Here is a 26564-nt window from a genome sequence, read left to right on the forward strand (position 1 = left end):
TCTTCAAGGAATGAAATGGCATAAATCTGTGATATTTGTGGCTGAAATTTATAACGTATAAAAAAATTGCCACGGATTCACTAATATTTTTTTCATTGTATACGCCCTACTGAATATCTCTTCAAGGAATGAAATGGCATAAATCTGTGAGATTAGTGGCTAAAATTTATAACATATAAAAAATTGCCACGGATTCACTAATATTTTTTCATTGTATACGCCCTACTGAATATCTCTTCAAGGAATGAAATGCATAAATCTGTGATATTTGTGGCTGAAATTTATAACGTATAAAAAAATTGCCACGGATTCACTAATATTTTTTTCATTGTATACGCCCTACTGAATATCTCTTCAAGGAATGAAATGGCATAAATCTGTGGTATTAGTGGCTAAAATTTATAACATATAAAAAATTGCCACGGATTCACTAATATTTTTTTTATTGTATCGCCCTACTGAATATCTCTTCAAGGAATGAAATGGCATAAATCTGTGAGATTAGTGGCTGAAAATCATGATACATACTCAAAAGGAACAACATTACTTATATCGATGCAACTCCTTCGATAAAAGTAGGACAGGCATCATGGGAATTAAATCCACTATAAGGGATTAAAAAGATTTTTTCATTAAATAGTGTAGTCCAATTCCTAGAACAACAAAAGAATCTCCATAAGTTTCATATCCCATTTTTTCATAAAACAACACCGCTACTTCTCGGGCATTCAACCAGATAAAAGCGCCCCCTCTTTCAAGCAATAAAGCTTCAGCTTTTTTAACCATTAGTGCACCAAGACCTTTTTTTTGCTGTGCTTGCAATACTGCCATTCCCCGAAGTTGGTATTGATTTTCAGCAGAAAAATTTTCATTATTTTTCTTTATTAAAGTAACAGTTCCAACAGGCTTTCCTTTATAAATAACGCCCACATGGAAAGTATCTTTTAAATCATCATCAGGAAAAATAGCCGATTCCAATGGCTTCCCTTCTCTTAAAACAGGATGACGTACGGCTTGTGCCTCTGCCGAACTAATTTCTTTTACGGTATACAAAATATTATTATTTAAACTAGAATATCGTGATAGGATTCATTTTTATCAATTTGTGCTTTTGCAAATGGGCATAACGGAATAACTTTTACATTATTACTTCGAACATAAGTTACCAATGCTTCCAACAATTTATGTCCCGCTCCTTGACCACGCAAAGAATCGTCCACCTCGGTATGGTCGATAATTATTTTATCACTCCCCGCTACCGAATAGGTCATTTCTGCTAAAGTCTTATTGTTATTCTCCATATAAAAGCGTCCTTTACTTGCAGACGCTTCATGCTTAATTTCTAATTCCATTTGTAAAAAATTTTATACCAATTAAAAGTACTATAAATCTTTAAATAGAAAAACTATAATTTACAACCTCATTTACCTCCTCAAAATAACTTTAGGAGATTAAATTTATTTGAGGTATTTAAGGATAATTAAAAAAATAATCACGATTTTCTTTGGAAACAAATTAAGAGTTTCTTTATATTTGCCCCCACAAATAAATGCGGGAGTAGCTCAGTTGGTAGAGCGTCAGCCTTCCAAGCTGAATGTCGCGAGTTCGAACCTCGTCTCCCGCTCTAAAGCCTAACATAACGTTAGGCTTTTTTTATGGGAAATATGTACCTTTGAAGCGAAATGGAAAAGGAATTAACAAGAATCAATAAATATTTAAGCGAAGTAGGTTACTGCTCACGCCGTGCTGCCGATAAACTCATTCAGCAAAGACGAATTACTGTAAATGGCTCCATTCCAGAAATGGGTACCAAAGTAAGTGCTGAAGATGAGATTAGAGTTGATGGAAAGCTTATTGCAGAACCCAAAGAAGATTTTGTTTACCTCGCTTTTAACAAACCTATCGGGATTGTTTGTACTACAGACACACGTGTGGAAAAAGATAATATTATTGATTTTATAAATTATCCTAAACGTATTTTTCCAATTGGGAGATTGGATAAACCTAGTGAAGGACTTATTTTTCTTACCAACGACGGGGATATTGTAAATAAAATTTTACGTGGGCGTAACAAACACGAAAAAGAATATATAGTTACCGTTGACAAATTTGTAACCGACGATTTTGTAAAGCGGATGAGTAATGGAATCCCAATTTTAGATACGATTACCCGAAAATGTAAAGTTGAAAAAATTGATTCGCATACGTTTAAAATCATATTAACGCAGGGATTAAATCGCCAAATTCGTAGAATGTGTGAGTACTTAGGCTACAATGTTACGGCACTAAAACGTATCCGTATTATGAATGTTTCCTTAGACGTTCCCGTTGGAGAGTGGCGTTATCTTACAAAAGAAGAACTTAAAGAAATCAATACCCTTACGGAAGAATCTAAGAAAACATATGGCGATTAATGAATTTATATTTTATCCCTACTAAAACCTCACTTCACTCCCGCTTTCAATTTCATAAGGAGGTTTATTTTGTTCAAAAACTCTAGCTTGTAGATTTCCTCTTAAAATTATGCGGTCGTTTTTTACTTCTAACCAACTCCCCTCTCTAAGGCCTATTACTGGCTGCGTATTTATGGAATGAAACTCTTTTATTCTGGTTTCTCGTGTTTCACCCTTATGAGTACTCGATGGGTCGGGATCTAGATAATGCGGATTAATATTAAAAGGAATGGCACCCAATGTCTTAAAACTAGGTGGATACACAATAGGCATATCATTGGTGGTTTGCATGGTAAGCCCCGTAATATTTGCTCCTGCGCTAGTTCCAAAATAATGCATTCCTTCAAAAATACGCGCTCTTAATGTTGGCATTACATCTAGCTTATACAGTTGAGAAACTAATAAAAATGTATTTCCGCCACCCGTAAAAACTGCTTTTGCATTTTTCAAGGCTTCTATTGGATCAGAAAAAGTATGTATTCCAGTTACTTGTTTTCCTATAGCATCAAATCCTTTTTGAGCTATTGCTGTATAATCATCATGAGAAATCCCGCCAGGGCGTGCATACGGAATAAAGATAATTTCTTCCGAAGCTTTAAAAAACTCCGCTAAATCATCTAATATATATTCTAAATAGCTACTCCCGTGCACGGTAGATGTACTTGCTATTAAAAGATTTTTCATCTGAATAAATTTAAGTTAAAATTATTGTTGCCCGATAAAAATTAACGGAATTTATCGGCTTCCATTTATATCAAGGTTTAAATGAGATCCTCAAAATAGACCCCTTGCTATTAATAAAAATGAATAAAAAGAGGGTTTTCAGTAATGTTGTTTCTTTAAACTGCATATTTTATAATAGTTAAGATTTAGTATTTGTTCTTTGTTCTTATAGCGAAGCGGTCTTGCATTTTTACTCGGACATTAATGATTAAAAAGTTACTTTAAGGCTAATATAGAATTAAGGAAAATTCTCTACTTCTTAAAAGCCTTTAATTTATTCATTCCTTTTTGTGGAAGTGAATATTTTGACTATAATAAATCCCTTCAGGAGGGTTTCATAATGTTTTTCTTCAATATTTTTCGTAAATTTATGTAATAGTAATGTAACCATAAAATAGAGCTTGTTGTTCTTTTAAATTGAAAAAAATCTAAAATGTGAATCAACCATTTCGACGTAGAGCCCTTCGGTAAACTCAGGACAGGTTCTGGGGAATAAAACCCTTAATGAGGGATTTAACAAAAGATTATCAAGACTTTCTTTTATTTTTAATCGACTTATTATTTATTTACTAAACAAAACCACTCTAATGCAAAAGCAATTACTTATACTTCTACTTATTTTAAGTCCTATTTTTATTTTTTCTCAAGATGCAGAGTCTGTACTTTTAAGAGGAAAAGTACTTTACAGAAACACTAGTGTTCCTAATGAGAATGTTATCAACATTACTACAGAAAGAGCTACAATTACAAATGATGCAGGGGAATTCGAAATCAAGGTAAAAGAAGGCGATAAACTAGCTTTTACTGCTATGAATTACGAGTTAAAAACGGTAGAAATTACCAAGGAAATTTTAAATAATAACCGTTTGGTAGTGGAAGTAAATGAAAAAGTAACCGAACTTGATCAAGTAATTATTACTCCAGAAGATAGACAAGCTTATATTGAATTAAAAAACGAAGAATTTAAGCAAGTAGATTACACTACAGATAAGTCTTCTGCGGTTACCAATTATGCAATTCCTGTGAGTCAGCGAGGGATGGTTAACGGTCTTAATTTTGTAAACATTTACAAAGCGTTATTTAAATCTAACAAAGAACAGGGAGAAGAAAAAGTAATTTTACCGAGTCAGGTGTTACGCCAAGTTTATGATGACGAATTTTTTGTAGCAGATTTAAAGATTCCTCAAGACCAAATAGATGAATTTTTGTTTTATGTGGATGATAAATTACCTTCTCAAACCCTCATGAAAAGGAGTCACGAATTTGAGCTTATCGATTTTTTAGTAGATCAAAGCAAAGATTTCAATGCACTAAAAGCCTCTGAAAAATAACCTCTACATATTTTTTATTTTTGCATATAGCATAGCCAACGGACAAGTTTTTAAAACAAGTTTGCAAGGAAAAATTATTAATATAAATTCTGAAGTAGAGGGCATCTATATCCTGAATAAAACTACTAATACTTCAACAATTACAAATCAAAAAGGAGACTTTGAAATTAACGTAATGTTTAATGATACGTTGGTATTTTCTGCGCTACAGTATAAAATTAAGTTTGTAGTTATTACCGAGGAAGTCCTGAAAAATAAGTATTTAGAAGTTACGCTAGATGAAAAAATAAACGAATTGGCCCCAGTAACGGTCACACCCTACAATTTATCTGGAAATTTAGCACGAGACCTACAAAACAATCCCGCTGAAAATGTAATCAATGCTGTAAGTTTAGGCCTTCCAAATGCTACTGTAAAGAAAAAAGACCATATGCACCGAATGCTCTACACCGCATCAAGTGGTCCATTGAGCTTACTCATCAATACCTTAAACGGAAAAATAAAGAAAATAAAAAAACTGATAAAACTTCAGAAAAAAGAAGTAAAAATAGAAACTACTAAAGAACTTTTTGAAATCGAATTTTATGTTAAAGATTTAAAAATCCCTGAAGATTATATAGATCGGTTTATGTACTTTTGCGCTACCGATCCATCTTTTGAAACTATTGAAAGTGAGGACCCTCTTAGCATTTTAGAATACTTAAAGGCGAAGAGTAACGATTTTAGAGTTTTAAATGATTTAGAGTAAACTACCACAAGGCAATGCTTTCGGTAAACTCTGGGCTGACTTTGGAGGATTAAACCCTCTTTAATAGAATCAACTACCTCGAGGCAAGCCTACGAGGTATTCAAAGGAAACAAATTAAACCCATTTCGATGCAGAGCACTTCGGTAAACTCAGTACAGGCTTTGGGGAATTAAACCCTCAATGAGGGATTAAACTTCATCATAAAAAAAACATATTAATTACATGAAAAAATATATAATCCTTCTTTTAATTTTACCCTTAATGAGTTTTGGTATTTATCATAAATTTTACGTCAGTGTTACGGATGTAAATTATGCTGAAGAAGACCAAGCCATTCAAGTTATTTCTCGTTATTTTATAGATGACATGGAAAAGCTTTTTAAGGAGCGCTATGGAATAAATGCAGCATTAAAAACTAAAAAGGAACTTAAAAACATAGACTTTTATATTGAGAAATACCTTCATGATAAATTTATTATTTCTATTGACGGAGAGGAAGTGGAATGGAATTTTATCGGTAAAGAATATGATGTAGATGTAATGAAATGCTATTTAGAGATTCCAAAGGTAAAATTAAAGAGAATAGAATCCATAGGGATTCAAAGTAGCGTTCTATTTGACATCTATCCAGAACAACAAAATGTGGTACATATTACTGCTGGAGAACATAAAAAAAGCTTTATGTTAATAAAACAAAATGATAAAGCTATGTTAAAATTGTAACTTCGAGTGCTAAAAAAAGACAAATTATTTAATTTCCAACCCTTAATTCATTTCTAAACAACTATGCACAAATTCAAGTACCTATTAGCAGGCTTCTGCTTCTTATCTTTTAGTGTAGTTTTCGCACAAGAAAACGATAAGAAAGAGAGAGAACAAGGCCACACAAACACAAACAAATTTAGACAAATGTACGAGGAGTTTGCTACTCCAAACATGTACCGTACAGGTTCGGGAGCTCCAGGTCCTGCTTACTATCAACAACAAGCGGATTATAAAATGGATATCGAACTGAATGACGACACCCAGAAATTAACTGGTCATGAAACCATTACCTACACAAACAACTCTCCAGATAAATTAGAGTTTTTATGGGTACAATTAGACCAAAATGTTAGAGCAAAAGACTCTAAATCGCCTTTAAGAGATGGTGGTGGAGTTCCTCCAGCAGAAGAAACTGCTTCTTTTGCTAGTAAATATTACAAAGCTCCTTTTGACGGTGGTTTTAATATTCAAGAAGTAAAAGATACTAAAGGTAAAAACTTACCATACACCATCAACCAAACTATGATGCGTGTTGAGCTTGATAAACCTTTAGCTCCTGGGGATAAATTTTCTTTCAATATCAAATGGTGGTACAACGTAAACAATCACCTTGTAGATAGAGCAAGAAGTGGTTATGAAGAATTCCCTGACGGAAATAAAAATTATGTAATTGCTCAATTCTTTCCAAGAATGGCGGTTTATAATGACGTAGAAGGATGGCAAAATCACCAATTCTGGGGAAGTGGAGAGTTTGCATTGCCTTTTGGAAACTATGAAGTAAACATTACTGTTCCTTCAGATCATATATTAGATGGAACTGGAGTTTTACAAAATCCTAAGGAAGTACTTACGGACGATATGTACGACCGATATGAAAAGGCAAAAAAATCTTACAGTAAACCTGTTTTCATCGTTACGGAAGCTGAGGCTAGAGAAAATGAAAAAGGACATTCTACAGACAAAAAAACATGGACTCTAAAAGCAGAAAACGTTCGTGACTTTGCTTTTACTACTTCAAGAAAATACATCTGGGAACAACAAGCAGTAAAAATGACAAATGGAAAAACAGTAATGGCTGTTTCTATTTATTCTAAAGAAGGAAATCCACTTTGGGAGGAGTATTCTACAAAAGCAGTTGTTCAAACATTGAAAACATATTCTAAGCATACTTTTGCGTATCCTTATCCTAAAGCAATTTCTGTTCATGCTAAAAATCAAGGAATGGAATATCCTATGATTTGCTGGAATTATGGACGTCCAGAAGAAGATGGAACTTATAGCGACCGTGTGAAATTTGGAATGATAAGTGTAATTATTCATGAAGTTGGACATAACTACTTCCCTATGATTGTAAATTCAGATGAGCGCCAATGGGGATGGATGGACGAAGGAATTAATACTTTTTGTCAGTATTTAACAGAGCAACAATTTGCTATAAATTATCCTGAAGCAGTTGGTCCAGATGGAAAATACCCTTCTCGTAGAGGAGAGCCTTCTAAAATTGTAGACTATATGAAAGGAGATCAAGATTTTATTGCTCCAATTATGTCCAACCCAGAAAATGTATTCCAATTAGGAGCAAATGCCTATGGAAAGCCTGCAACTGCATTAAATATTCTTAGAGAAACTGTAATGGGACCAGAATTATTTGATTACGCTTTCCAAACATATGCACAGCGTTGGATGTTTAAACACCCTACTCCAGAAGATTTCTTCAGAACTATGGAAGATGCTTCGGCAGTAGATTTAGATTGGTACTGGAGAGGATGGTTTTATACAACCGACTATGTGGATATAGGAGTTCAAAACGTTAAAAAATACTATGTTTCTTCAACACCAAATGCACGAGTTAGAGAAATACTAGAACAGAGAGGTATGGCAGAATCTGAACTTCCAGATTTAGTATACCTTGTTGCTGAAGATAGCGATGATTATAAAAATGAAGTTTCTAAAAAATCTGAGCAAGAGAACTTTAAATCTGTAAACGAGTACTTAAAGGATAACTTCTCTCCTGCCGAAAGAAGTAATATGGAAGCTCCAAAGTATTTCTACGAAGTTACTTTTAACAAACCAGGTGGAATTCCAATGCCTTTAATTGTTGAATATACTTACAAAGACGGTAGTACAAATACAATTACATACCCTGTAGAGGTTTGGAGAAAAAATGACAAAGAGGTGAAAAAAGTTATTGCTACGGATAAAGAAATTACAAGTATTGTAGTGGACCCTAAAGCAGAAACTGCCGATATTGATACCGAGAATAATTCTTGGCCAAAACAAACTGGCGATTCCGATTTCGATAAATTCAAGAAGAAAGTTCAGGATTAATTATTTTCTTCAATAATAAAAAACCGCCTCATCTATTAAAGTGAGGCGGTTTTTTTGTTGTACGTAAAAGTATGTATCACAAAAAGTTAAGTTGTTGAATCGTTAAATTGATAAGATAGTAGGCTGGTAAGATGAGCATGATTAAAGGAATAAGAAGTCAAAGGAAAAGTATCCATTATTAGGTAACTTTGAAAATTTGCTAATTCTATACTTCACAGCTTAACACCTTCTCAGATTTACAGCTTTACAGCAAAACAATATGGGTTTCTAACCTTACTAGTAATCAAAACAAAAAATAATAACTATTTTTGCATCTTGGTTGTAAGAATCAACTCCCTCTAGGCAAACTGCGGGTATTTTACAAACCAACATTAATCCTCTAAAAAGGATTATAATTCAGAAAATAATTTTCAGTTTAAATAAACGAAACATGATTAAAATAAAAACACTCGAGCAGATTGAATTAATGAGAGAAAGTGCCCTTATCGTTTCTAAAACATTAGGAATGTTAGCAAAGGAAATAAAGCCAGGTGTTACAACAAAGCATTTAGATAAAATAGCGGAAGAATATATTAGAGATCAAGGAGCCGAACCTGGATTTTTAGGCTTATACGGCTGCCCTTCTACCCTACTTACAAGTACAAACGAAGCAGTTGTTCACGGACTCCCAACAGATGTTCCGTTAAAAGAAGGCGATATTGTTTCGGTAGATTGTGGTGCATTAAAGAATGGTTTCTACGGAGATCATGCCTATACTTTTGAAATTGGAGAAGTAGCTCCAGAAACTAAAAAACTACTAACTATTACTAAAGAATCTCTTTACGTTGGAATTAGAGAGTTTAAAATAGGAAATCGTGTAGGAGATGTAGGTTTTGCCATCCAAAACTTTTGTGAGAAAGAAGGGTATGGCGTAGTTAGAGAACTTGTTGGCCATGGTTTAGGTAAGAAAATGCATGAAGATCCAGAAATGCCAAACTACGGAAAACGAGGGCGTGGTAAAAAATTTGTTGACGGAATGGTAGTTGCCATAGAACCTATGATTAACATGGGAACACAGCGCATTAAACAATTAAAAGACGGGTGGACTATAGTTACTGCCGATGGGAAACCAAGTGCACACTTTGAGCATGATGTTGCTTTAATTAATGGAAAGCCAGAAATCTTATCTACCTTTAAATACGTGTATGATGCGCTTGGAATTACAAGCAATGAAGAAGACGAATTTAAAAACGTAGTAACCGAATAATTTTCCTTTGAAAAAACTTTTCAAATTCTTTTTAAATACCGTTCCCCGACCTTTACTAATAAAGATAAGTTATTGGGTACGTCCATTTATTGTAGCGCTTTACAAGGGAAATACATATACAGATCCAATCGATACTAAAAGTTACAAATCTTTTTTACCGTATGGATATGGGCAGCAACGCAATAATGTTTTGGCACCTGGAACGCTCTCTTTAGAACGACATAGATTGCTATGGCTTTATTTAAAGAAAGAAACTCAGTTTTTTTCAAAACCAATTAAACTCTTACATTTTGCTCCTGAGCAAGCCTTTTACAATCGGTTTAAAAAACTTGATAATATTAAATACACTACAACCGATATAGAATCTCCCTTAGCTGATGTAAAAGCCGACATTTGCAACCTTCCATTTGAAGATAACACTTATGATGTTATTCTCTGCAATCATGTATTGGAACACATTAAGGATGATAAAAAAGCCATGGAAGAGCTTTATAGAGTTATGAAACCAGGCGGCTGGGGTATTTTTCAAATCCCTCAAGACATTCAAAGAGCAACAACTTTTGAGGATGATAGTATTATTGACAGGAAAGAGCGTGCAGCCATTTTTGGTCAATATGACCATGTGCGTGTTTATGGTTTAGATTATTTCGACAAGCTTAGAAAGATTGGTTTTGAAGTAGAGGAAATTCATTACGCCAAAACTAATTTAACTTCAGAAGAAGTAAAAAAATACGCCTTAAATCCTAAAGAAATCCTCCCTGTTTGTAGGAAATAAATTCAATAAAAATGCCCCGAAACAGCTCGTTTCAGGGCAGTATTTTTATTAATTAATATAATTAATTTCTGAGTAAAAATACAAGACCGCTTCGCTGCAAGAGAAAAGAACAAAGACTAAATTTTAACTATTACAAAATGAGTAGCTTAAAGAAACAAGATTACTAAACTCCTCTTTTTATTCATTTTTATTAATAGCAAGAGGTCTTGTATTTTTACTCGGACATTTATTATTTATTTCTTAATCAAGAAGTAATTCTTGAAAACCTTTTGTTTTATATTCCACCAAATCTCCATCTTTATCCGCACTAATAATATAGGCATCAATTTCTGATGTAGACTTTAAAAGTTCCTTGGCTTTATCCAACGGCATTACCATTAATGCTGTTGCATAAGCGTCTGCTACCATACATGTTTGAGCAACAACCGATACACTTAACACATTACTTTTTTGAGGATATCCAGTAAGTGGATTTATAATATGTACATAATGCTCTCCCGTTTCTTCATCAACTCTAAACTTACGGTAGTTCCCACTAGTTGCCATTGCCTTATCTTTTAACTGCACTTTTGCAATTAACACCCTTTGTTCGGTATCTTGAGTTGGACTGTCTATGGCCACAACCCAATTCTTAACTTTATTGGTGGTTTTACTATTTCCTCTTGTTAATATTTCTCCTCCTACTTCAATTAAATAATTTTTAACCTTATTTCGGTCAAACATCCTCCCTATCAAATCAATTGTATACCCCTTAGCAAGCGCATTAAAATCGAGATATATATTTTTATTTTTCTTTATAACTCTTTGATCATCGGACATATATACCTTGTCAAAACCTGTAAACTCTAATAAGCTATCTACTTCGCTCTTTTTCATATGGTCTATAGCCATTTCTGGCCCAAAACCCCAAGCATTTGCTAAAGCCCCAATTGTAGGATCAAAAAAGCCTCCTGTTTTTTTATAAACCTCTTTGGCAGTTACATAAACTTCTTTAAAATATTTATCCACCGCAATAGTAGAATCTCCCCTATTAATTGCTGAAATATCTGAAGTTGGTAAATAAGTAGACATAGACATGTTTACAGTATCAAAAACAGCTTCTATCAAAGGTTTTAAATTTTGCTCCTCGTCTGTTGCCTCATACTTAATAGTGTAAGTGGTTCCCAAAGCATAGCCCTGCTCTACTTTAAAATTAGCCTCTTTATCCGTACTAGAACAGCTTACAAAAATTAGACTTACTACAAAAGACAGTATTAAGTAATGTTTAGATTTCAATGATTCCATTATAGTTGATTATATATTTTTCTCCTTTTTCTATTGGTGCTTCATAATTTATTGCATTAGCAATTCCTACTCCTGCATAATAGGTACGAGCCTTAAACTTTAAAGCATGCTCTCGCATAGTTTCCATGTAAGTTACATTGTATTTCTGCGGATTTTCGGGGTACAAAACAGCTTTTACAACTATAAAATGAAGTTTCTTATTCTTTAAACATACAAATTGAGGATCCTTTTTTAACTGACTATTTACCGACATAAATTCGAATCCTTGTTTTTCTAAGTCCTTCCCAACTACATTCATCGCTAAATTATGAAGCTCTTGTTCTGTAAATTCTTCCGACATACTAATCAAAATACTTTTTGTGTTTTATAAAATCAGCTACTTCAAGATAAACCCTCGAATATTATAAGAGCACTATACAATTCATTTTCAACGAATAATAAACCTCTCTGAAAAAATAAGCTATCCCGAGACAAGCCTACGAGGTATTCAAAAGAGAATAATTTAATCCATTTCCACGTAGAACATCAAGTAATAAAACCCTCACTGAGAGATTTAAATTAGTAACTCTATAATACTTCGCTAAAATACATAAATCTTTCTGTATTGTTCCATTTAACAGTCCTTGAAATAATATCAAAAAAAATAAATTTCGACTTAAAAGTGTAGTAGTATTAGCATATTAAAATACTGTTTTCCAAGAATTCACAAATATATATTCCGCCCTCTTTCCTTACACTACCACTATCTTTAACAACAAAAAGTAATCATATTTATGAAGGAAGCTGTAGCTAAAATTTATAGCACCTAAAATAGGCTAGACTAGAAAACGATTCGCATGCACCTTTAAAGAATAAAAACATTTGGCACAATACTTGATTTTCATCTAAAAAACTGTAATTCTTTAAATTATGAAAGCAATATACCTTTTTATACTCCTTTTAACCACTATCTCAACAACGGGACAAGAACAAACCATTACAGGAAAAGTAACAGATGCTACCGACGGAGCAGCACTTCCGGGAGTAATTATAACTATTAAAAATTCTTCGGAAGGAACTCAAACAAATTTTAACGGAGACTATAGCATTCAAGTTAAAACAAATGATACGTTGGTTTTTTCTTTTATAGGAATGAAAACTAAAGAAATAAAGGTGACAAAAAATGATACTGTTATTAATGTAAAACTAGAAGCAGATAATCAAGTTTTAGATGAAGTTGTTATAACTGAATATGAAGACAATCAAATGCTGACGAAACAAAGTTATGCTAGAATGATTTCTCCTCCTATGCATATTCCAAAGAGTACCGAGAGTTATGCAAAGATTGATGAAAACGGTTTCTTACAGGTAAACTACAAACCCCTTTCTACCTTTTCTATAGATGTTGATAAGGCCTCTTACAGCAATATGCGTAGAATGATTAATAATGGCGAAGAAATCCCAACAGATGCTATTAAAATTGAAGAATTGATTAATTATTTTTCTTATGATTATAAACAACCTAAAGGAGAAGAGCCATTTTCTATTGAAACTTCTCTAAACAAAGCGCCATGGAATAATCAACATGAATTAGTAAAAATAGGACTCCAAGGAAAAGTTATTCCAACAGAAAACATTCCTCCTTCTAATTTAGTGTTCTTAATTGATGTATCGGGTTCAATGAATTCTCAAAACAAATTACCTCTATTAAAATCTGCATTTAAACTTTTAGTAAATCAATTACGAGAAGAAGACAAGATAGCTATAGTAGTTTACGCAAGTGCATCAGGACTTGTATTACCCCCAACTTCTGGAAAAGACAAAACCAAAATCATAGAAGCCTTAGACAAATTAGAAGCAGGAGGCTCTACTGCTGGAGGTGCTGGCTTAGAATTGGCGTATAAAACTGCTGAAGAGCATTTTATCAAAAATGGAAATAATAGAATTATTCTAGCCACCGATGGCGATTTTAATATTGGAGCATCCAGTGATAGAGAAATGGAGAAACTCATTGAAGAAAAGCGTAAAAGCGGGGTGTTCTTAACTTGTTTAGGATTTGGAATGGGAAATTACAAGGATTCTAAAATGGAAATTTTAGCCGATAAAGGAAACGGAAATTACGCATACATAGATACTATGCAAGAAGCGCAACGTGTACTAGGAACCGAATTTGGAGGAACTCTATACACTATTGCCAAAGATGTAAAAATACAAGTTGAATTCAATCCTAATGAAATAGCTGCATATCGATTAATAGGATATGAAAACAGATTGCTAAATGATGAAGATTTTAAAGACGATAAGAAAGACGCTGGAGAACTAGGAAGTGGGCATACAGTTACTGCATTGTATGAAATTATCCCTACAGGCGTTGATAGTAAGTACCTAAAGGAAATCGACACGTTGAAATACACCAAAACAAAAGCTTCAACTGGTTACAATGACGAATTACTAACGGTAAGATTTAGATACAAAGAACCAGACAAAGACACAAGTAAGGAAATTGTACATGTTGTAAAAAATACCTTTACCAAAACTAATACTGACTATAATTTTGCAGCAGCAGTAGCTATGTGGGGAATGTTCTTAAGAGATTCTGAATATTTAAACGGAGCTACCAAAGAAGAAATTATAAAATTAGCAGAAGCTAATAAAGGGAGAGATGAAGAAGGGTATAGAGCAGAATTTATCAGGTTGATGAAGAGTTATACAAAATAATCATTAATGTCCGAGTAAAAATGCAAGACCGCTTCGCTCTAAGAGAAAAGAACAAAGACCAAATCTTAACTATCACAAAATAAACAATTTAAAGAAACAACATCATTAAACTCCTATTTTTATTCATTTTTATTAATAGCAAGGTATATATTTTAAAAAAACTCTTTTAAACCTTGGCACAAGTGGAGTCTAATAAATTCCGTTAACTTTTATCAGACAAGATGCAAAATAATTAGAAAAACAAAAACGGCTACTGTTTCAGTAGCCGTTTGTATATTTAAAGAACATTAGTTCTATTGTATATAAACAATGAGAGGCTTATCCTCCGAAGTCGTCAAAACGCACATTCTCTGGTGGAACACCAAAATCGTCACACATTTTTTCAACTGCTTTATTCATCAATGGAGGTCCACAGAAATAGAATTCTATATCTTCTGGAGCTTCATGGTGGTTTAAATAGTTATTAATAACCACTTGGTGTACAAAACCTACAAAACCATCTCCTTCTCCATCTAAACTTTCTTTTACTTTCCAATTATCTTCTTCTAAAGGCTCAGAAAGTGCAATATAGTACTTAAAGTTAGGGAACTCACGCTCCAATTCTCTAAAGTGCTCCATATAGAAAAGTTCTCTTTTAGAACGTCCCCCGTACCAATAAGTAACTTTTCTTCCTGTTTTTAAAGTTTTGAATAAGTGATATAAGTGAGAACGCATTGGTGCCATTCCAGCTCCCCCACCAACATAAAGCATTTCTGCTTCACTATGGTTGATAAAGAATTCACCATAAGGTCCAGAAATAACCACTTTATCTCCTGCTTTTCTTGAGAAAATATAAGAAGAAGCTATTCCAGGATTTACATCCATCCATCCGTTTTTATTTCGATCCCATGGTGGAGTTGCAATACGTACATTAAGCATAATATCTCTCCCTTCTGCAGGGTAAGAAGCCATAGAATATGCTCTTTCTACAGTTTCTGTGTTTTTCATGGTTAATGGCCAAAGATTAAACTTATCCCATTCCAATTGAAACTTCTTAGGATCGTCATGCTCTTCAGGGTGTGCAGTAATATCTATATCAGAATAACTTACTTCAACTGGTGGTATTTCAATTTGAATATATCCTCCAGCTTGGTAATCCATATCTTCTGGAATACGTACGACAAACTCTTTAATAAACGAAGCAACGTTCCAGTTACGAACAACTTCTGCTTCCCATTTTTTAATACCGAATACCTCTTCTGGCACTTCGATAACCATGTCTTGTTTTACTTTTACTTGACATCCAAGACGCCACCCTTCAGCAGCTTCTTTACGTGTAAAGTGAGGCTCTTCCGTAGGAAGCATTTGTCCTCCACCTTCGGTTACAATACATTTACACTGAATACAAGTACCACCACCTCCACAAGCAGATGGTAAAAATATTTTATTATTTCCTAAGGTAGACAATAAAGTCCCTCCAGAAGAAACTTCTACATCTTTCTCACCATTAATTTTTAAGGTTACAGGACCAGAAGGCACCAATTTTGCCTTGGCAAGTAATAATATAATTACCAACACAAATATTAGTGTTAAGAATACTATTAAACTTGCTATGATTACTGAATAATCCATATTGCTATTTAACTAATAAGATTTATAATTTGATTCCCATAAAACTCATGAACCCAAGAGCCATAAGTCCTGTTATGATAAAAGTAATTCCTAACCCTCTTAATGGTGCAGGAACATTTGAGTAAGTAATTTTCTCTCTAATTGAAGCAATAGCTAAAATTGCCAAGAACCAACCTATTCCAGATCCTAATCCATAAGTAAAAGCTTCCGAAACTCCTCCGAAATCTTTTTGTTGCATAAATAAAGAACCTCCAAGGATAGCACAGTTTACAGCAATTAGCGGTAAGAAAATACCAAGAGCTCCGTATAATGCAGGTGCAAATTTTTCAACTATCATTTCCACCAATTGCACCATTGATGCAATTACGGCTATAAACATGATAAAACTCAAAAAGCTTAGATCGATGTTTGCGTACTCTGGACTTAACCAAGTTAACGCACCCGGTTTTAATAAATAATTATCTAATAAGAAGTTAATAGGCACCGTAATTGCTAAAACAAAAATTACAGCGGCTCCTAAACCTACTGCAGTTTTAACTGTTTTAGAAACCGCTAGGTAAGAACACATCCCTAAGAAATAGGCAAAAATCATGTTCTCTATAAAAATACTTCTTACAAAAAGGTTTACGTATTCCATTTTTTAATGTTTTTTAGCTTATTGCTTAATTTTTTTCGATTAGTTCTCTATTTCTTGAACGCTGTATCCAGATAATAACTCCTACTACAAGAAGTGCTGCTGGAGACAATAACATCAATCCGTTATTCTCATACCCCATAGCATACAATCCAGTAGATTCTGCTACCGTAGCTCCTTTATGTCCTAAAACTTCAAATCCTAATAATTTACCAGAACCCAACAATTCACGGAAAAAAGCAACAATAACAAGGATTAATCCATAACCCGCAGCATTTCCTATTCCATCTAAGAAAGATTTCCAAGGACCATTTCCAAGTGCAAAAGCTTCTAAACGCCCCATTACAATACAGTTAGTAATAATAAGTCCGACAAAAACCGACAACTCTTTACTAACATCATAAGCATAGGCTTTAAGCACCTCGTTAACTAAAATTACTAAAGCTGCAACAATAACTAACTGTACAATAATACGAATACGGTTAGGAATTAAATTTCTAATTAAAGAAACTATTACGTTACTAGCTGCCATTACAACCATAACGGCAATTGCCATTACGATAGAAGGTTTTAACTGAACAGTAATTGCTAATGCAGAACATATACCTAGTACCTGAACAGTAATTGGGTTATTATCATTTAAAGGATCAGATAATAACTTTCTATTTTTCTTAGAGAAAAGTGGCTCTTTTTCTTCAGCAACAAAAAGCACCACTGGTGATTTCTCTTTTTTGTTTTTAGTATCGGCCATCATATATTATTTTAAAGCTACTTTAGTATTTTGTTTCTTTAAGTAAGAAAGATAAAATTCCAATCGGTCGTGTATCATTTTAGTAACACCGTCTCCAGTAATGGTAGCTCCAGAAATAGCATCTACAGCATTATCATCCTTATTACTTCCTCCAGAATATCCTTTCTGAACTGTAATTCCTACAAAATCCCCTGATTCGTCAAATATTTTTTCTTCTTCAAATCGTTGTTGAAACCAAGCTTGTGTAATTTCAGCTCCAAGACCAGGAGTTTCTCCTTTATGATCAAAAACAGCTCCTTTTACGGTATTGATATCATCTTCTAATGAAACATACCCCCAAATAGCATCCCAAAGTCCAGCTCCACGTAATGGAATTACATAGAATTTCTTTCCTTCAACATCTGCTACATACAAAGGAAAACGTTGTTTTTCAACATCCTTTTTAAGTTCTTTGGCTAGGTCAACATCAAATGCTTTTACATCTGTTTTTACCTCTCCATTGTTATCTAAAGCAATTTCTTCTTTTATATACTTATGGTATGTTTCTTCCGCTTCTTCTTTTGAAGCTTCGATACCAATAGTAGCAAGAATGTTTTGCATCTTTTCGATTTTTATATTTTTAGCCTGAATAGGTTGCAATGAAGTTGCTGCAAAGGCCAAAGCCGATGCCACAATAACAACCATTATTCCAGCGAATATAAAAGTATATGCGTTACTATCTCTATTCATAATTAAGCAGATTTAACCGTAGCGGTAGATAAACGTTTCTTTCTTCTTTTAACACTTGACTGAATTACATAATGATCTATTGTCGGTGCAAATACATTCATTAATAAAATAGCAAGCATTACTCCTTCTGGATAAGCTGGGTTAAATACACGTATCATAATACAGAAAATACCGATTAAGATTCCATATATCCATTTCCCTTTTTGTGTTTGTGCTGCAGATACTGGATCTGTAGCCATAAATACGAGTCCGAAAGCAAATCCACCAACTAATAATTGTTGATACCATGGAAAAGCCATTAAATCGTTTGCACTCCACAAGTTGAATAAAAAGCCCATAAATGCACCTCCTATTAAACCTCCTGCCATAATTCTCCAACTACCAATACCAGTAAGGATTAAAATAGCAGCACCAATTACAATCCATAAAGTAGATGTTTCTCCTATAGATCCTGGAATTGCTCCTGAAAACATTGTCCAAGCATCATAAGTAACTTCTTTTCCTGCTGCTAGAGTTCCTAAAATTGTTTCTCCAGAAATGGCATCGATGTGTGTAGCATCAGAAACCCATACTTTATTCCCAGACATAAAAGTAGGATATGCAAAAAATGCAAATGCTCTTGCAGTAAGCGCAGGATTTAGAATATTCATCCCAGTTCCTCCAAAGGCTTCTTTTCCAATTAAAACGGCAAAAGCTACAGATACTGCCACCATCCATAATGGAATATCTACTGGCATAATCATTGGAATTAATAACCCTGTAACTAAATACCCTTCGTTTACTTCATGTCCTCTATATATTGCAAATACAAATTCAATACCTAAACCAACAATATAGGAAACCGCAACCATTGGCAATATTTTCCATGCTCCATGTGCAAAAGCATCCCAAAAAGTAAATGCTTCTCCTAACTGAGAGTAATGTTGAAAACCTGCATTATAAATTCCGTAGAATAAAGCTGGTAATAAAGCAATAACTACGGTAATCATTGTTCTCTTTAAATCTACTGCATCTCGAATATGTGCTCCTTTTTTTGTGGTGTGATTAGGCACATACAAAAAGGTATCGAATGCATTAAAAGCAGGAGCAAATTTCTCCCACTTCTCTCCTTTATTAAAAGGTTTTTTTAGCTGATCTAATTTATTTCTTAAAGCGCTCATATCTTCTTTTATTTACCCAACTTCTTTTATCATTACATCTAAAGCTTCTCTAAGAATAACTTGAGCTTCAAGCTTAGAAGTATTAACGTAGTCTATTAATGCAAAATCTTCCGGAGCTACTTCGTAAATCCCTAAGCTTTCCATTTTTTCAATATTCTGCGCCATACATTCTTTTAGAAGTTGCATTGGATATACATCCATTGGCAATACTTTTTCCATTTCCCCAGTAACAACCAAAGCTCTTTCTTCACCATTCAAATTAGTGTCTACTTTGTGTTTTTTGTTAGGGAACAACCATGATAACGAAGTTCTAGACATACTTGGAATATTGTTGTCTTTAAACGGCAACCATCCTAGCATTCTATATTCATTTCCTTCAGGAATCAAAGAAATTGTAGAACTGTAATAGCTAACAAAACCATCATTAGCAATTTTATCTCCAGTAAGCACATCTCCACTAATAATTCTAACATTTGCTGGCAATTGCCCTAAAATGTCTTTTACATTAGAACCGATTTTAAATCTAAAATACTGTGCTTTTGGTGCCTCAGTTCCAGCAACTGCTACAACACGAGTTGCATCAAACTTACCAGTTCTAAATAAAGAACCAATAATTGCTACATCTTCTGGATTTACAACCCAAACACGCTCTCCAGCATTTACAGGATCTATATGATGTATTTGCACTCCTACATTTCCTGCTGGATGCGGTCCAGAAACTTTATGAATCTGTACACCTTTTACTTCATTAAAAAACGAAGCCGATCTTTTATCTATGGAAAGATGGGTTTTTCCTGAGGTAAGTTTTGATATTGCATTTAACCCTAACTGGAAATCTTCTTTACGCTTTCCTAATGCAAATTCAACATCTGCAGCCAACGGCGCTGTTGCCATTCCTGAAATAAAAATTGCTTTAGGCGCATCCTCTGGGTCTGCTATAATATCATAAGGCCTCTGCTTGATAAAAGGCCAACATCCGCTTTCTAGCAAATGCTGTTTTACCTCGTCTCCAGACATAGTTTCTACGTCTTTCTGACCAAACTCTTTGTACGTATCAGTTGTATCAGCTTCAATGACAACCTCTAAAATTCTTCGCTTTGCACCGCGCTTAATTTCCTTCAATGTACCACTAACTGGCGAAACAAACTTCACCTGCTCTTTGTACTTAGAATAAAAAATAATATCTCCGGCTTTTACAGACTCACCTTCCTTGATTATCATTTTAGGCATAACACCATGAAAATCAGTTGGCTTAATAGCGAAGTTTTTAGATCTTGGCGCGTCAGAAACCAATTTTTCTGCTTCACCCTTTAGCTTAATATCTAAGCCTTTTCTAATCTTAATGTCGTTTGACATGCTATCTATCTAATGAAATTAGTTAACTCAAAAATTCGTGCAAATTTAATAATTAAAACAGAGTTCGCATAATAAAAACCTATATTTTTCAAAGTGAATTTACCTGAAATCAATCCAGAATGTATTTTGCGTATATTTATCCCAAAATATTTTTTGCTGATGAAGCTCAACTACAACCTTTTCGTTACCATATTACTCCTGAGTAACTTCTCTTTTTCTCAAATTCAAAACGAAGTTCCTCCGCCCGAAAACATAAAGTCGATTGTATTTAAATCGGACAAAGAAGGAGACCAATTTCCTATTGTTAAAATTGGCGAAAAAATGACGCTCTCTTTTGACGATTTATATGCTGATGAAAAAGATTATTATTATGAAATTGAACATTGCAATTACAACTGGACTCCTTCCAAATTATTGAAATCGCAATTCCTAACTGGTGTTGATAACCAAAGAATTATGAATTATGAAAATTCTCTTGCCACCATTCAACCCTATACTAATTACCAACTCACACTTCCAAATCAGCAAACAAAATTACGCGTTACTGGTAATTACATTCTAAAAGTAAAAGACAACAAAGGAGACCTCATTTTCTCTAGGCGCTTTTTGGTCTATAAAGATGCTGTTGGCGTTGGCACGGTTGTTAAACGTTCTCGAGACATGAAAAATATTGACAAGCTTCAGCGCTTGCAATTCACAATTAATCATCCAGATTTCGAACTCATAAATCCGCAACAAGAAGTAAAAATTGCAATTCTTCAAAACAGCAACTTCAACTATATTATTTCTGGTATTAAACCCCAATTTATGTCGGGGAACCAACTTATTTACAAATACGACAAAGAGACTTCTTTTGAAGGTGGGAATGAATATTTTTGGTTCGACACTAAGGAAATTCGTGTTTCTAGTAATGCCATTGCAAGAGTAGATCTAACTAATAGATACAATCATTACCTATACACCAACGAATCTAGAAAAGACAAGGCTTACACCTACAATCCAGATATCAATGGAGATTTTTACATAAGAACCATTGATGGTGTTGAACAGAATGTTGACAGAGAAGCAGATTATTCATTTGTTCGCTTTAGCCTAGCTTATACTAACGCCATAGGGCTAGACAATATTTATGTATACGGAAAATTTAATAACTACCAATTAACAGAAGAAAACCGACTCAAATTAAACGATAAAACAAACACCCTTAATACTGCTATTTTACTAAAACAAGGTTTTTACAATTATAAATTTGTAAAAGTTAACGAAAAAGGAATTGTAGATTTCAATTTTATAAGCGGTAGCTTCTGGGAAACAGAAAACAATTACACTATTTTAGTTTACTATAGAGACTTTGGAGATAATTACGACAGCCTAATTGGGGTTGGAAGTGCCTCCTCTGTAAATATCTCCAATTAAGAAAACCCTATACAATGAACAAAAGCGACAGAACATCTTTAAAATATAGGGGTACAAAATGTTTGAATTGTGAACTTCCTCTTGAGAAAAGCGACTCCTACTGCCCTTATTGCGGACAAATAAATAGCACAAAAAAACTTACCCTACTAGACATGGTAGAAGAGTTTTTTTCAAGCATTTTTTCTTACGATTCCAAACTTCGAAAAACGCTAACTGCCTTAATTTTAAGACCTGGAAAAATAACTACGGAATTTGTTAGCGGAAAAAGAGCCACTTACACAAATCCATTCCGCTTCTTTTTAAGCGTTACCATTGTTTACTTTTTAATGATAAGCTACAGTAGCGACTTTGATAATATAGATAATACCGTAAACGATTATATTACTAAAGACTCTTTATTTATTGAAAACACTCTTGCCTCCTTAAAAGAAAGTTCTATTTCTAATGAAGACAAAAAAGAAATAGATCAACTCATAAAAAAATACCAACCAAAAGAAGCCCTAGAGACAACTACAGCACCAAAAATTCAATTTGAAAAGTTAAACAACAAACTCTTTATTAACAGAACTTACGATAAGATTGATTTTTTTTATGATGATATTAAGCGAAAAAAATATTATGAATATGATGAAGCGCTAAAACACCTAAAAATAGAAAGTAGCATTGAAAATAAGATTACATTTAAACTAGCTAAAAGCTTTTACAAAACATATCACCACCCAGGAAGCTTTTTTGCAACTTTAATAGCTAAATTACCATTTATTATTTTTATTCTTCTTCCTATTTTTTCTGCTTTTATATGGCTTGTATATTCGTCAGAAAAATTCCACTATATAGATCACATCATTTTTAGTTTTCACACCCAAACACTTTTCACCATCCTATTAACCCTTACTTTGCTTATTAAATGGCTTTTCAATATTAACCTTCATGGAGTGGCAATTTTAATATTCTTTCTATACCTATATAAATCTATGCGAGGTTTTTATAAGGAAAGCAGAACAAAAACTATTGTTAAATTCATATACATTAATACTATTTTCATTATTTTAGCTACAATATCAACAACTATAATAGTTTTAGTGGGCGCATTTACGTTTTAATATATATGATTACTCAAATTACTAAAGGCATAAAGATTTCTGTAAAGACTAGTTTTGAAGGCACTTTCTTCAAAAACTACAAGCTTCACTATGCCTTTGGTTACAAAATTACTATTGAGAATCAAAGCAAGGATTCCGTACAACTCACCTCTCGACATTGGCAAATTTTTGATGCTTTAAATGAAATTGAAATAATTGATGGCGAAGGAGTTATAGGAAAAAAACCAGTTTTAAAACCAGGAGAATCTCACACATACAGTTCTGGCTGTTTATTAACATCCCCAATTGGAGCCATGAGAGGTCATTACAATATGGTCAATTTTACCTCAACAAGAAGGTTTCGAGTGATTATTCCTACATTTAAACTCCATGCTCCCTTCGCTTTAAATTAAGCCTTCTCTTTAACACAATTTTACTTTTTAAACCCTCTGGCATTTACTACCTTTGATAAAATTTTAATGTATTAAATCCAGAAAGTATGGGAAAAGGCTTTTTTCATGTTCCTGCGGCAGTTAACGAACCCGTAAAGTCGTATGCTCCAGGCTCAACAGAAAGAGAGGCTGTGTTGAAGCAGTATGACGAATTTTTTAATAGCACCGTTGACGTTCCGTTGTATATCGGTAGCGAGGAAATTAAAACAGGTAATACAAAACCTTTATCTCCTCCACATGATCACCAACACATTGTAGGAAAATATCATTTAGCGGAAAAATCACATGTTGAAAAAGCTATTGCAAACAATTTAGAAGCAAGAAAGAAATGGGCTGCTTTAAATTGGGAACAACGTGCTGCAATTTTCTTAAAGGCTGCAGATTTAATTGCAGGTCCTTACAGAGATAAGATAAATGCAGCTACTATGATTGCGCAATCAAAAAATATTCATCAAGCAGAAATTGATAGTGCTTGTGAGTTGATTGATTTCCTTACATTCAATGTAGAGTATATGTCAAAAATCTACGACGATCAACCAGAATCCGACAAAGGTTTATGGAATCGAGTAGAATACAGACCTTTAGAAGGTTTTGTTTATGCCATTACTCCTTTCAACTTTACCGCAATTGCTGGGAATTTACCTGCAAGTGCAGCTATGATGGGGAATGTAGTTATTTGGAAACCTAGTGATAGTCAAATTTTTTCTGCTAAAGTAATTGTAGATATTTTTAAAGAAGCTGGACTACCAGATGGCGTAATTAACGTTGTTTATGGAGACCCAGAAATGATTACCGATACAGTTCTTGCTAGTCCAGATTTTGCTGGAATTCATTTTACTGGTTCTACAAATGTATTTAAAGGAATATGGAAAAAAATAGGTAACAACATTGATACCTATAAAACATACCCTAGAATTGTTGGAGAAACTGGAGGAAAAGATTTCATTATCGCTCATCCATCTTCTAATGCTAAACAAGTAGCAACTGCTATTACTAGAGGTGCTTTTGAATTCCAAGGTCAGAAATGTAGTGCTGCATCTCGTGTATATTTACCAAAATCTTTAGCTGATGAAGTGCTAGCTTTTGTTAAAACAGATGTAGAGTCGTTTAAAATTGGTGCTCCTAATAATATGGAGAACTTTATTACTGCAGTAATCCACGAAGGATCTTTTGACAAGCTTGCTAGTTATATTGACCAAGCAAAAGAAGATAAAGAAGCTGAAATTGTTGTTGGAGGAACCTATGATAAATCAAAAGGATATTTTATTCATCCTACAGTTATTCGCACAACAGATCCAAAATACAAAACAATGACTACCGAGCTATTCGGCCCTATTGTTACCATTTATGTATATGAAGACGACAAATGGAGCGAAACTTTAGAATTGGTAGACGGAACCTCTGAGTATGCACTTACTGGAGCCGTTTTCTCTGGATGCAGATATACTATAGAAGAAGCCACTACTGCTTTACAAAACTGTGCTGGAAACTTCTATATTAACGATAAACCAACAGGTGCCGTGGTAGGTCAGCAGCCATTTGGAGGAGCAAGAGCTTCTGGTACAAATGACAAGGCTGGTTCTTCTCAAAACCTTCTACGTTGGGTGTCACCGAGATTAATTAAAGAAACTTTTGTTTCTCCAGAGGACTATAGATATCCTTTTTTAGGAGAATAAAAATTTTATAAATACTGTCGTTAAAGCCCTTTGAAAGTCAACTTTCAAAGGGCTTTTTACTTACAATCAACTCCCTCGAGGCAAGCATACGAGGTATTTAAAAGAAAATAATACAATCCATTTCGACGTAGAGCCTTTGATAAACTCAGGACAGGCTCTAGGGAATAGCCCCTCAGCGATGAACTTAAACAACTCATTATCAGCATAAAAACTCTTGTAATGTTAATTTAATGTTACTAAATTGTATCTTAAATGTAAATTATCACTATCTTTGCTACATAACACAAAAAGACGAAGATGATGATAGAAGAACAAAAAAGATGTATTTTGAGTATTAAATACTCAATATTAGATACAACAAACGACAAGAAAACAAAAACTACAGAAGTTGAACGTGTTTTTATTGCGAGAAACAAAAACACGCTTCTTAAAAAGATTCAAGAATTTGAAGATAAACTTCGTAAAAAGCCACGCCCAAACTTTATAAAGAGAAAATCTCAATATATACAGCACTTTTTACAAAGTTGGCGTTATACGTACAATTCAATGCTGAGAATGTAATTACTTACCAGTATATTTTAAAGGAAGATGAACCACTTTTTTTGTTTCAAAAAAATCTTCCTCAAAATAATCTTTTAAGTCGTAGGTCTTTGCGGTTTTATAAACCGCTAATTCCTCGCTTAAATCGCCTCCTTTTAAATAAAGTATTCCATTTTTTAATTCATGAGAAGATTCTTTCTTCACTTTTCCTTTTACCCACTTTACAAAATCAGGCATATTAGTAACTGCCCTACTTACAATAAAATCAAATTGTGATTTTACCTTTTCCGCACGAATTTGTTCAGCTTTTACATTTTGAAGATTTAATGCTGATGCAACTTCATTAACTACATTTATTTTTTTTCCAATTGCATCAATTAGATAAAAATTGGTTTCTGGAAATAATATTGCTAATGGAATGCCTGGAAAACCACCACCTGTACCAACATCTAAAATTAAAGCACCGGGATTAAAAGCTTGTACTTTTGCTATTCCTAAAGAGTGTAACACATGGCGTATGTATAGCTCTTCAATATCTTTACGACTAATAACATTAATTTTGCTATTCCAATCTGTATACAAATCTTCAAGCTGAGAAAATTTAGTTATCTGATCTTCAGTTAAAGAAGAAAAATACTTTTCTATGATAGTTAGTGGCATTCTTTTCAAAAATTTTAACAAAAATAGACAATATATGTCGCACTTTTAAACTTTTAACAGCGTTAAACACTTTAATTATCTCTATTTTTGTAATCTATATTTTCTTTTTCGAAATAAAAGAAAGTTAACTACCTTGAGGTAAATCTA

Annotated in this window: 25 protein-coding genes and 1 tRNA gene; 14 read left to right on the forward strand and 12 right to left on the reverse strand. The window is 33.6% G+C overall.

Features of this window, described 5'->3' with window-relative positions:
* Window positions 1-615: 615 nt before the first annotated feature.
* Window positions 616-1053 carry a GNAT family N-acetyltransferase gene (locus tag AC13CQ_RS08385; protein ID WP_456865282.1) on the reverse strand — a complete coding sequence of 146 codons (438 nt, stop codon included), beginning with the start codon at window positions 1051-1053 and terminating at the stop codon, window positions 616-618.
* An 11-nt stretch (window positions 1054-1064) separates the two neighbouring features.
* Window positions 1065-1352, reverse strand: a complete 288-nt coding sequence (locus AC13CQ_RS08390; protein WP_335588662.1) for a GNAT family N-acetyltransferase — start codon at window positions 1350-1352, stop codon at window positions 1065-1067.
* A gap of 199 nt (window positions 1353-1551) precedes the next feature.
* On the opposite strand from AC13CQ_RS08390, the gene AC13CQ_RS08395 reads away from it, so the two are divergent.
* A tRNA-Gly gene (locus AC13CQ_RS08395) sits at window positions 1552-1624 on the forward strand.
* Window positions 1625-1682: 58 nt separating this feature from the next.
* Window positions 1683-2414: a 23S rRNA pseudouridine(2604) synthase RluF gene (rluF, locus tag AC13CQ_RS08400; RefSeq protein WP_335588663.1), complete on the forward strand. Its 732-nt coding sequence runs from the start codon at window positions 1683-1685 to the stop codon at window positions 2412-2414.
* Window positions 2415-2435: 21 nt separating this feature from the next.
* Here rluF and pepE read toward each other — a convergent pair whose 3' ends face one another.
* Entirely contained in the window at window positions 2436-3137 is a 702-nt protein-coding gene (gene pepE, locus AC13CQ_RS08405; protein ID WP_456865277.1) for a dipeptidase PepE, read from the reverse strand.
* A gap of 626 nt (window positions 3138-3763) precedes the next feature.
* Between pepE and AC13CQ_RS08410 the strand changes: the two genes are divergently transcribed.
* From AC13CQ_RS08410 to AC13CQ_RS08435, 6 genes are all read left to right on the forward strand, one after another.
* Window positions 3764-4507: a carboxypeptidase-like regulatory domain-containing protein gene (locus tag AC13CQ_RS08410; protein ID WP_008612197.1), complete on the forward strand. Its 744-nt coding sequence runs from the start codon at window positions 3764-3766 to the stop codon at window positions 4505-4507.
* 61 nt (window positions 4508-4568) lie between these two features.
* Complete coding sequence (locus AC13CQ_RS08415; protein WP_335588665.1) at window positions 4569-5255, forward strand: carboxypeptidase-like regulatory domain-containing protein; 687 nt, start codon at window positions 4569-4571, stop codon at window positions 5253-5255.
* 222 nt (window positions 5256-5477) lie between these two features.
* Window positions 5478-5978 (forward strand): DUF6702 family protein, encoded by a 501-nt coding sequence (locus AC13CQ_RS08420; RefSeq protein ID WP_335588666.1) that lies wholly within the window; start codon window positions 5478-5480, stop codon window positions 5976-5978.
* Between the two features lie 63 nt (window positions 5979-6041).
* On the forward strand, window positions 6042-8348 hold the full coding sequence (locus AC13CQ_RS08425; RefSeq protein WP_474507765.1) for a M1 family metallopeptidase: 2307 nt from the start codon (window positions 6042-6044) through the stop codon (window positions 8346-8348).
* 430 nt (window positions 8349-8778) lie between these two features.
* Window positions 8779-9594 carry a type I methionyl aminopeptidase gene (map, locus tag AC13CQ_RS08430; protein ID WP_456865267.1) on the forward strand — a complete coding sequence of 272 codons (816 nt, stop codon included), beginning with the start codon at window positions 8779-8781 and terminating at the stop codon, window positions 9592-9594.
* 7 nt (window positions 9595-9601) lie between these two features.
* Window positions 9602-10369 (forward strand): class I SAM-dependent methyltransferase, encoded by a 768-nt coding sequence (locus AC13CQ_RS08435; protein ID WP_456865264.1) that lies wholly within the window; start codon window positions 9602-9604, stop codon window positions 10367-10369.
* Between the two features lie 240 nt (window positions 10370-10609).
* Here AC13CQ_RS08435 and AC13CQ_RS08440 read toward each other — a convergent pair whose 3' ends face one another.
* The gene (locus AC13CQ_RS08440; RefSeq protein WP_456865261.1) at window positions 10610-11653 is read right to left on the reverse strand and encodes an FAD:protein FMN transferase; all 1044 of its coding nucleotides are present in this window, start codon (window positions 11651-11653) and stop codon (window positions 10610-10612) included.
* Window positions 11634-11993: a hypothetical protein gene (locus tag AC13CQ_RS08445; RefSeq protein WP_008612187.1), complete on the reverse strand. Its 360-nt coding sequence runs from the start codon at window positions 11991-11993 to the stop codon at window positions 11634-11636. The genes AC13CQ_RS08440 and AC13CQ_RS08445 overlap by 20 nt, the downstream gene beginning before the upstream one ends.
* A 569-nt stretch (window positions 11994-12562) precedes the next feature.
* Between AC13CQ_RS08445 and AC13CQ_RS08450 the strand changes: the two genes are divergently transcribed.
* Window positions 12563-14350, forward strand: a complete 1788-nt coding sequence (locus tag AC13CQ_RS08450; protein WP_456865257.1) for a vWA domain-containing protein — start codon at window positions 12563-12565, stop codon at window positions 14348-14350.
* A gap of 318 nt (window positions 14351-14668) precedes the next feature.
* Here AC13CQ_RS08450 and nqrF read toward each other — a convergent pair whose 3' ends face one another.
* Genes nqrF through AC13CQ_RS08480 form a run of 6 tightly spaced genes read right to left on the reverse strand, consistent with a single transcriptional unit; the run spans window position 14669 to window position 20591 of the window.
* Complete coding sequence (gene nqrF, locus AC13CQ_RS08455) at window positions 14669-15961, reverse strand: NADH:ubiquinone reductase (Na(+)-transporting) subunit F (protein ID WP_008612185.1); 1293 nt, start codon at window positions 15959-15961, stop codon at window positions 14669-14671.
* A 22-nt stretch (window positions 15962-15983) separates the two neighbouring features.
* Window positions 15984-16598, reverse strand: a complete 615-nt coding sequence (nqrE, locus tag AC13CQ_RS08460) for an NADH:ubiquinone reductase (Na(+)-transporting) subunit E (protein ID WP_008612184.1) — start codon at window positions 16596-16598, stop codon at window positions 15984-15986.
* 25 nt (window positions 16599-16623) lie between these two features.
* Window positions 16624-17346 (reverse strand): NADH:ubiquinone reductase (Na(+)-transporting) subunit D, encoded by a 723-nt coding sequence (locus AC13CQ_RS08465; protein WP_008612183.1) that lies wholly within the window; start codon window positions 17344-17346, stop codon window positions 16624-16626.
* 6 nt (window positions 17347-17352) lie between these two features.
* Window positions 17353-18075 carry a Na(+)-translocating NADH-quinone reductase subunit C gene (locus tag AC13CQ_RS08470; RefSeq protein WP_335588951.1) on the reverse strand — a complete coding sequence of 241 codons (723 nt, stop codon included), beginning with the start codon at window positions 18073-18075 and terminating at the stop codon, window positions 17353-17355.
* 2 nt (window positions 18076-18077) lie between these two features.
* The gene (locus AC13CQ_RS08475; RefSeq protein WP_008612181.1) at window positions 18078-19235 is read right to left on the reverse strand and encodes an NADH:ubiquinone reductase (Na(+)-transporting) subunit B; all 1158 of its coding nucleotides are present in this window, start codon (window positions 19233-19235) and stop codon (window positions 18078-18080) included.
* 12 nt (window positions 19236-19247) lie between these two features.
* A complete protein-coding gene (locus AC13CQ_RS08480; protein WP_456865250.1) occupies window positions 19248-20591 on the reverse strand; it encodes a Na(+)-translocating NADH-quinone reductase subunit A in 1344 nt (447 codons plus the stop codon).
* Between the two features lie 159 nt (window positions 20592-20750).
* Here AC13CQ_RS08480 and AC13CQ_RS08485 point away from each other — a divergent pair, with 159 nt between their 5' ends.
* The 5 genes from AC13CQ_RS08485 (at window position 20751) to AC13CQ_RS08505 (ending at window position 25778) form a co-directional block, all read left to right on the forward strand.
* Complete coding sequence (locus AC13CQ_RS08485) at window positions 20751-22007, forward strand: type IX secretion system plug protein (protein ID WP_040879599.1); 1257 nt, start codon at window positions 20751-20753, stop codon at window positions 22005-22007.
* Between the two features lie 14 nt (window positions 22008-22021).
* Window positions 22022-23110: a DUF3667 domain-containing protein gene (locus AC13CQ_RS08490; RefSeq protein WP_335588953.1), complete on the forward strand. Its 1089-nt coding sequence runs from the start codon at window positions 22022-22024 to the stop codon at window positions 23108-23110.
* 5 nt (window positions 23111-23115) lie between these two features.
* Window positions 23116-23502 (forward strand): Co2+/Mg2+ efflux protein ApaG, encoded by a 387-nt coding sequence (gene apaG / locus AC13CQ_RS08495; RefSeq protein ID WP_008612169.1) that lies wholly within the window; start codon window positions 23116-23118, stop codon window positions 23500-23502.
* An 86-nt stretch (window positions 23503-23588) separates the two neighbouring features.
* Window positions 23589-25217 (forward strand): L-glutamate gamma-semialdehyde dehydrogenase, encoded by a 1629-nt coding sequence (gene pruA, locus AC13CQ_RS08500; protein WP_335588954.1) that lies wholly within the window; start codon window positions 23589-23591, stop codon window positions 25215-25217.
* Between the two features lie 297 nt (window positions 25218-25514).
* On the forward strand, window positions 25515-25778 hold the full coding sequence (locus tag AC13CQ_RS08505; RefSeq protein ID WP_008612166.1) for a hypothetical protein: 264 nt from the start codon (window positions 25515-25517) through the stop codon (window positions 25776-25778).
* On the opposite strand, the gene rsmG is transcribed toward AC13CQ_RS08505, so the two are convergent.
* A complete protein-coding gene (rsmG, locus tag AC13CQ_RS08510; protein ID WP_337901613.1) occupies window positions 25779-26417 on the reverse strand; it encodes a 16S rRNA (guanine(527)-N(7))-methyltransferase RsmG in 639 nt (212 codons plus the stop codon).
* Window positions 26418-26564: the final 147 nt, after the last annotated feature.

Source organism: Galbibacter sp. L-19 (assembly GCF_056857615.1).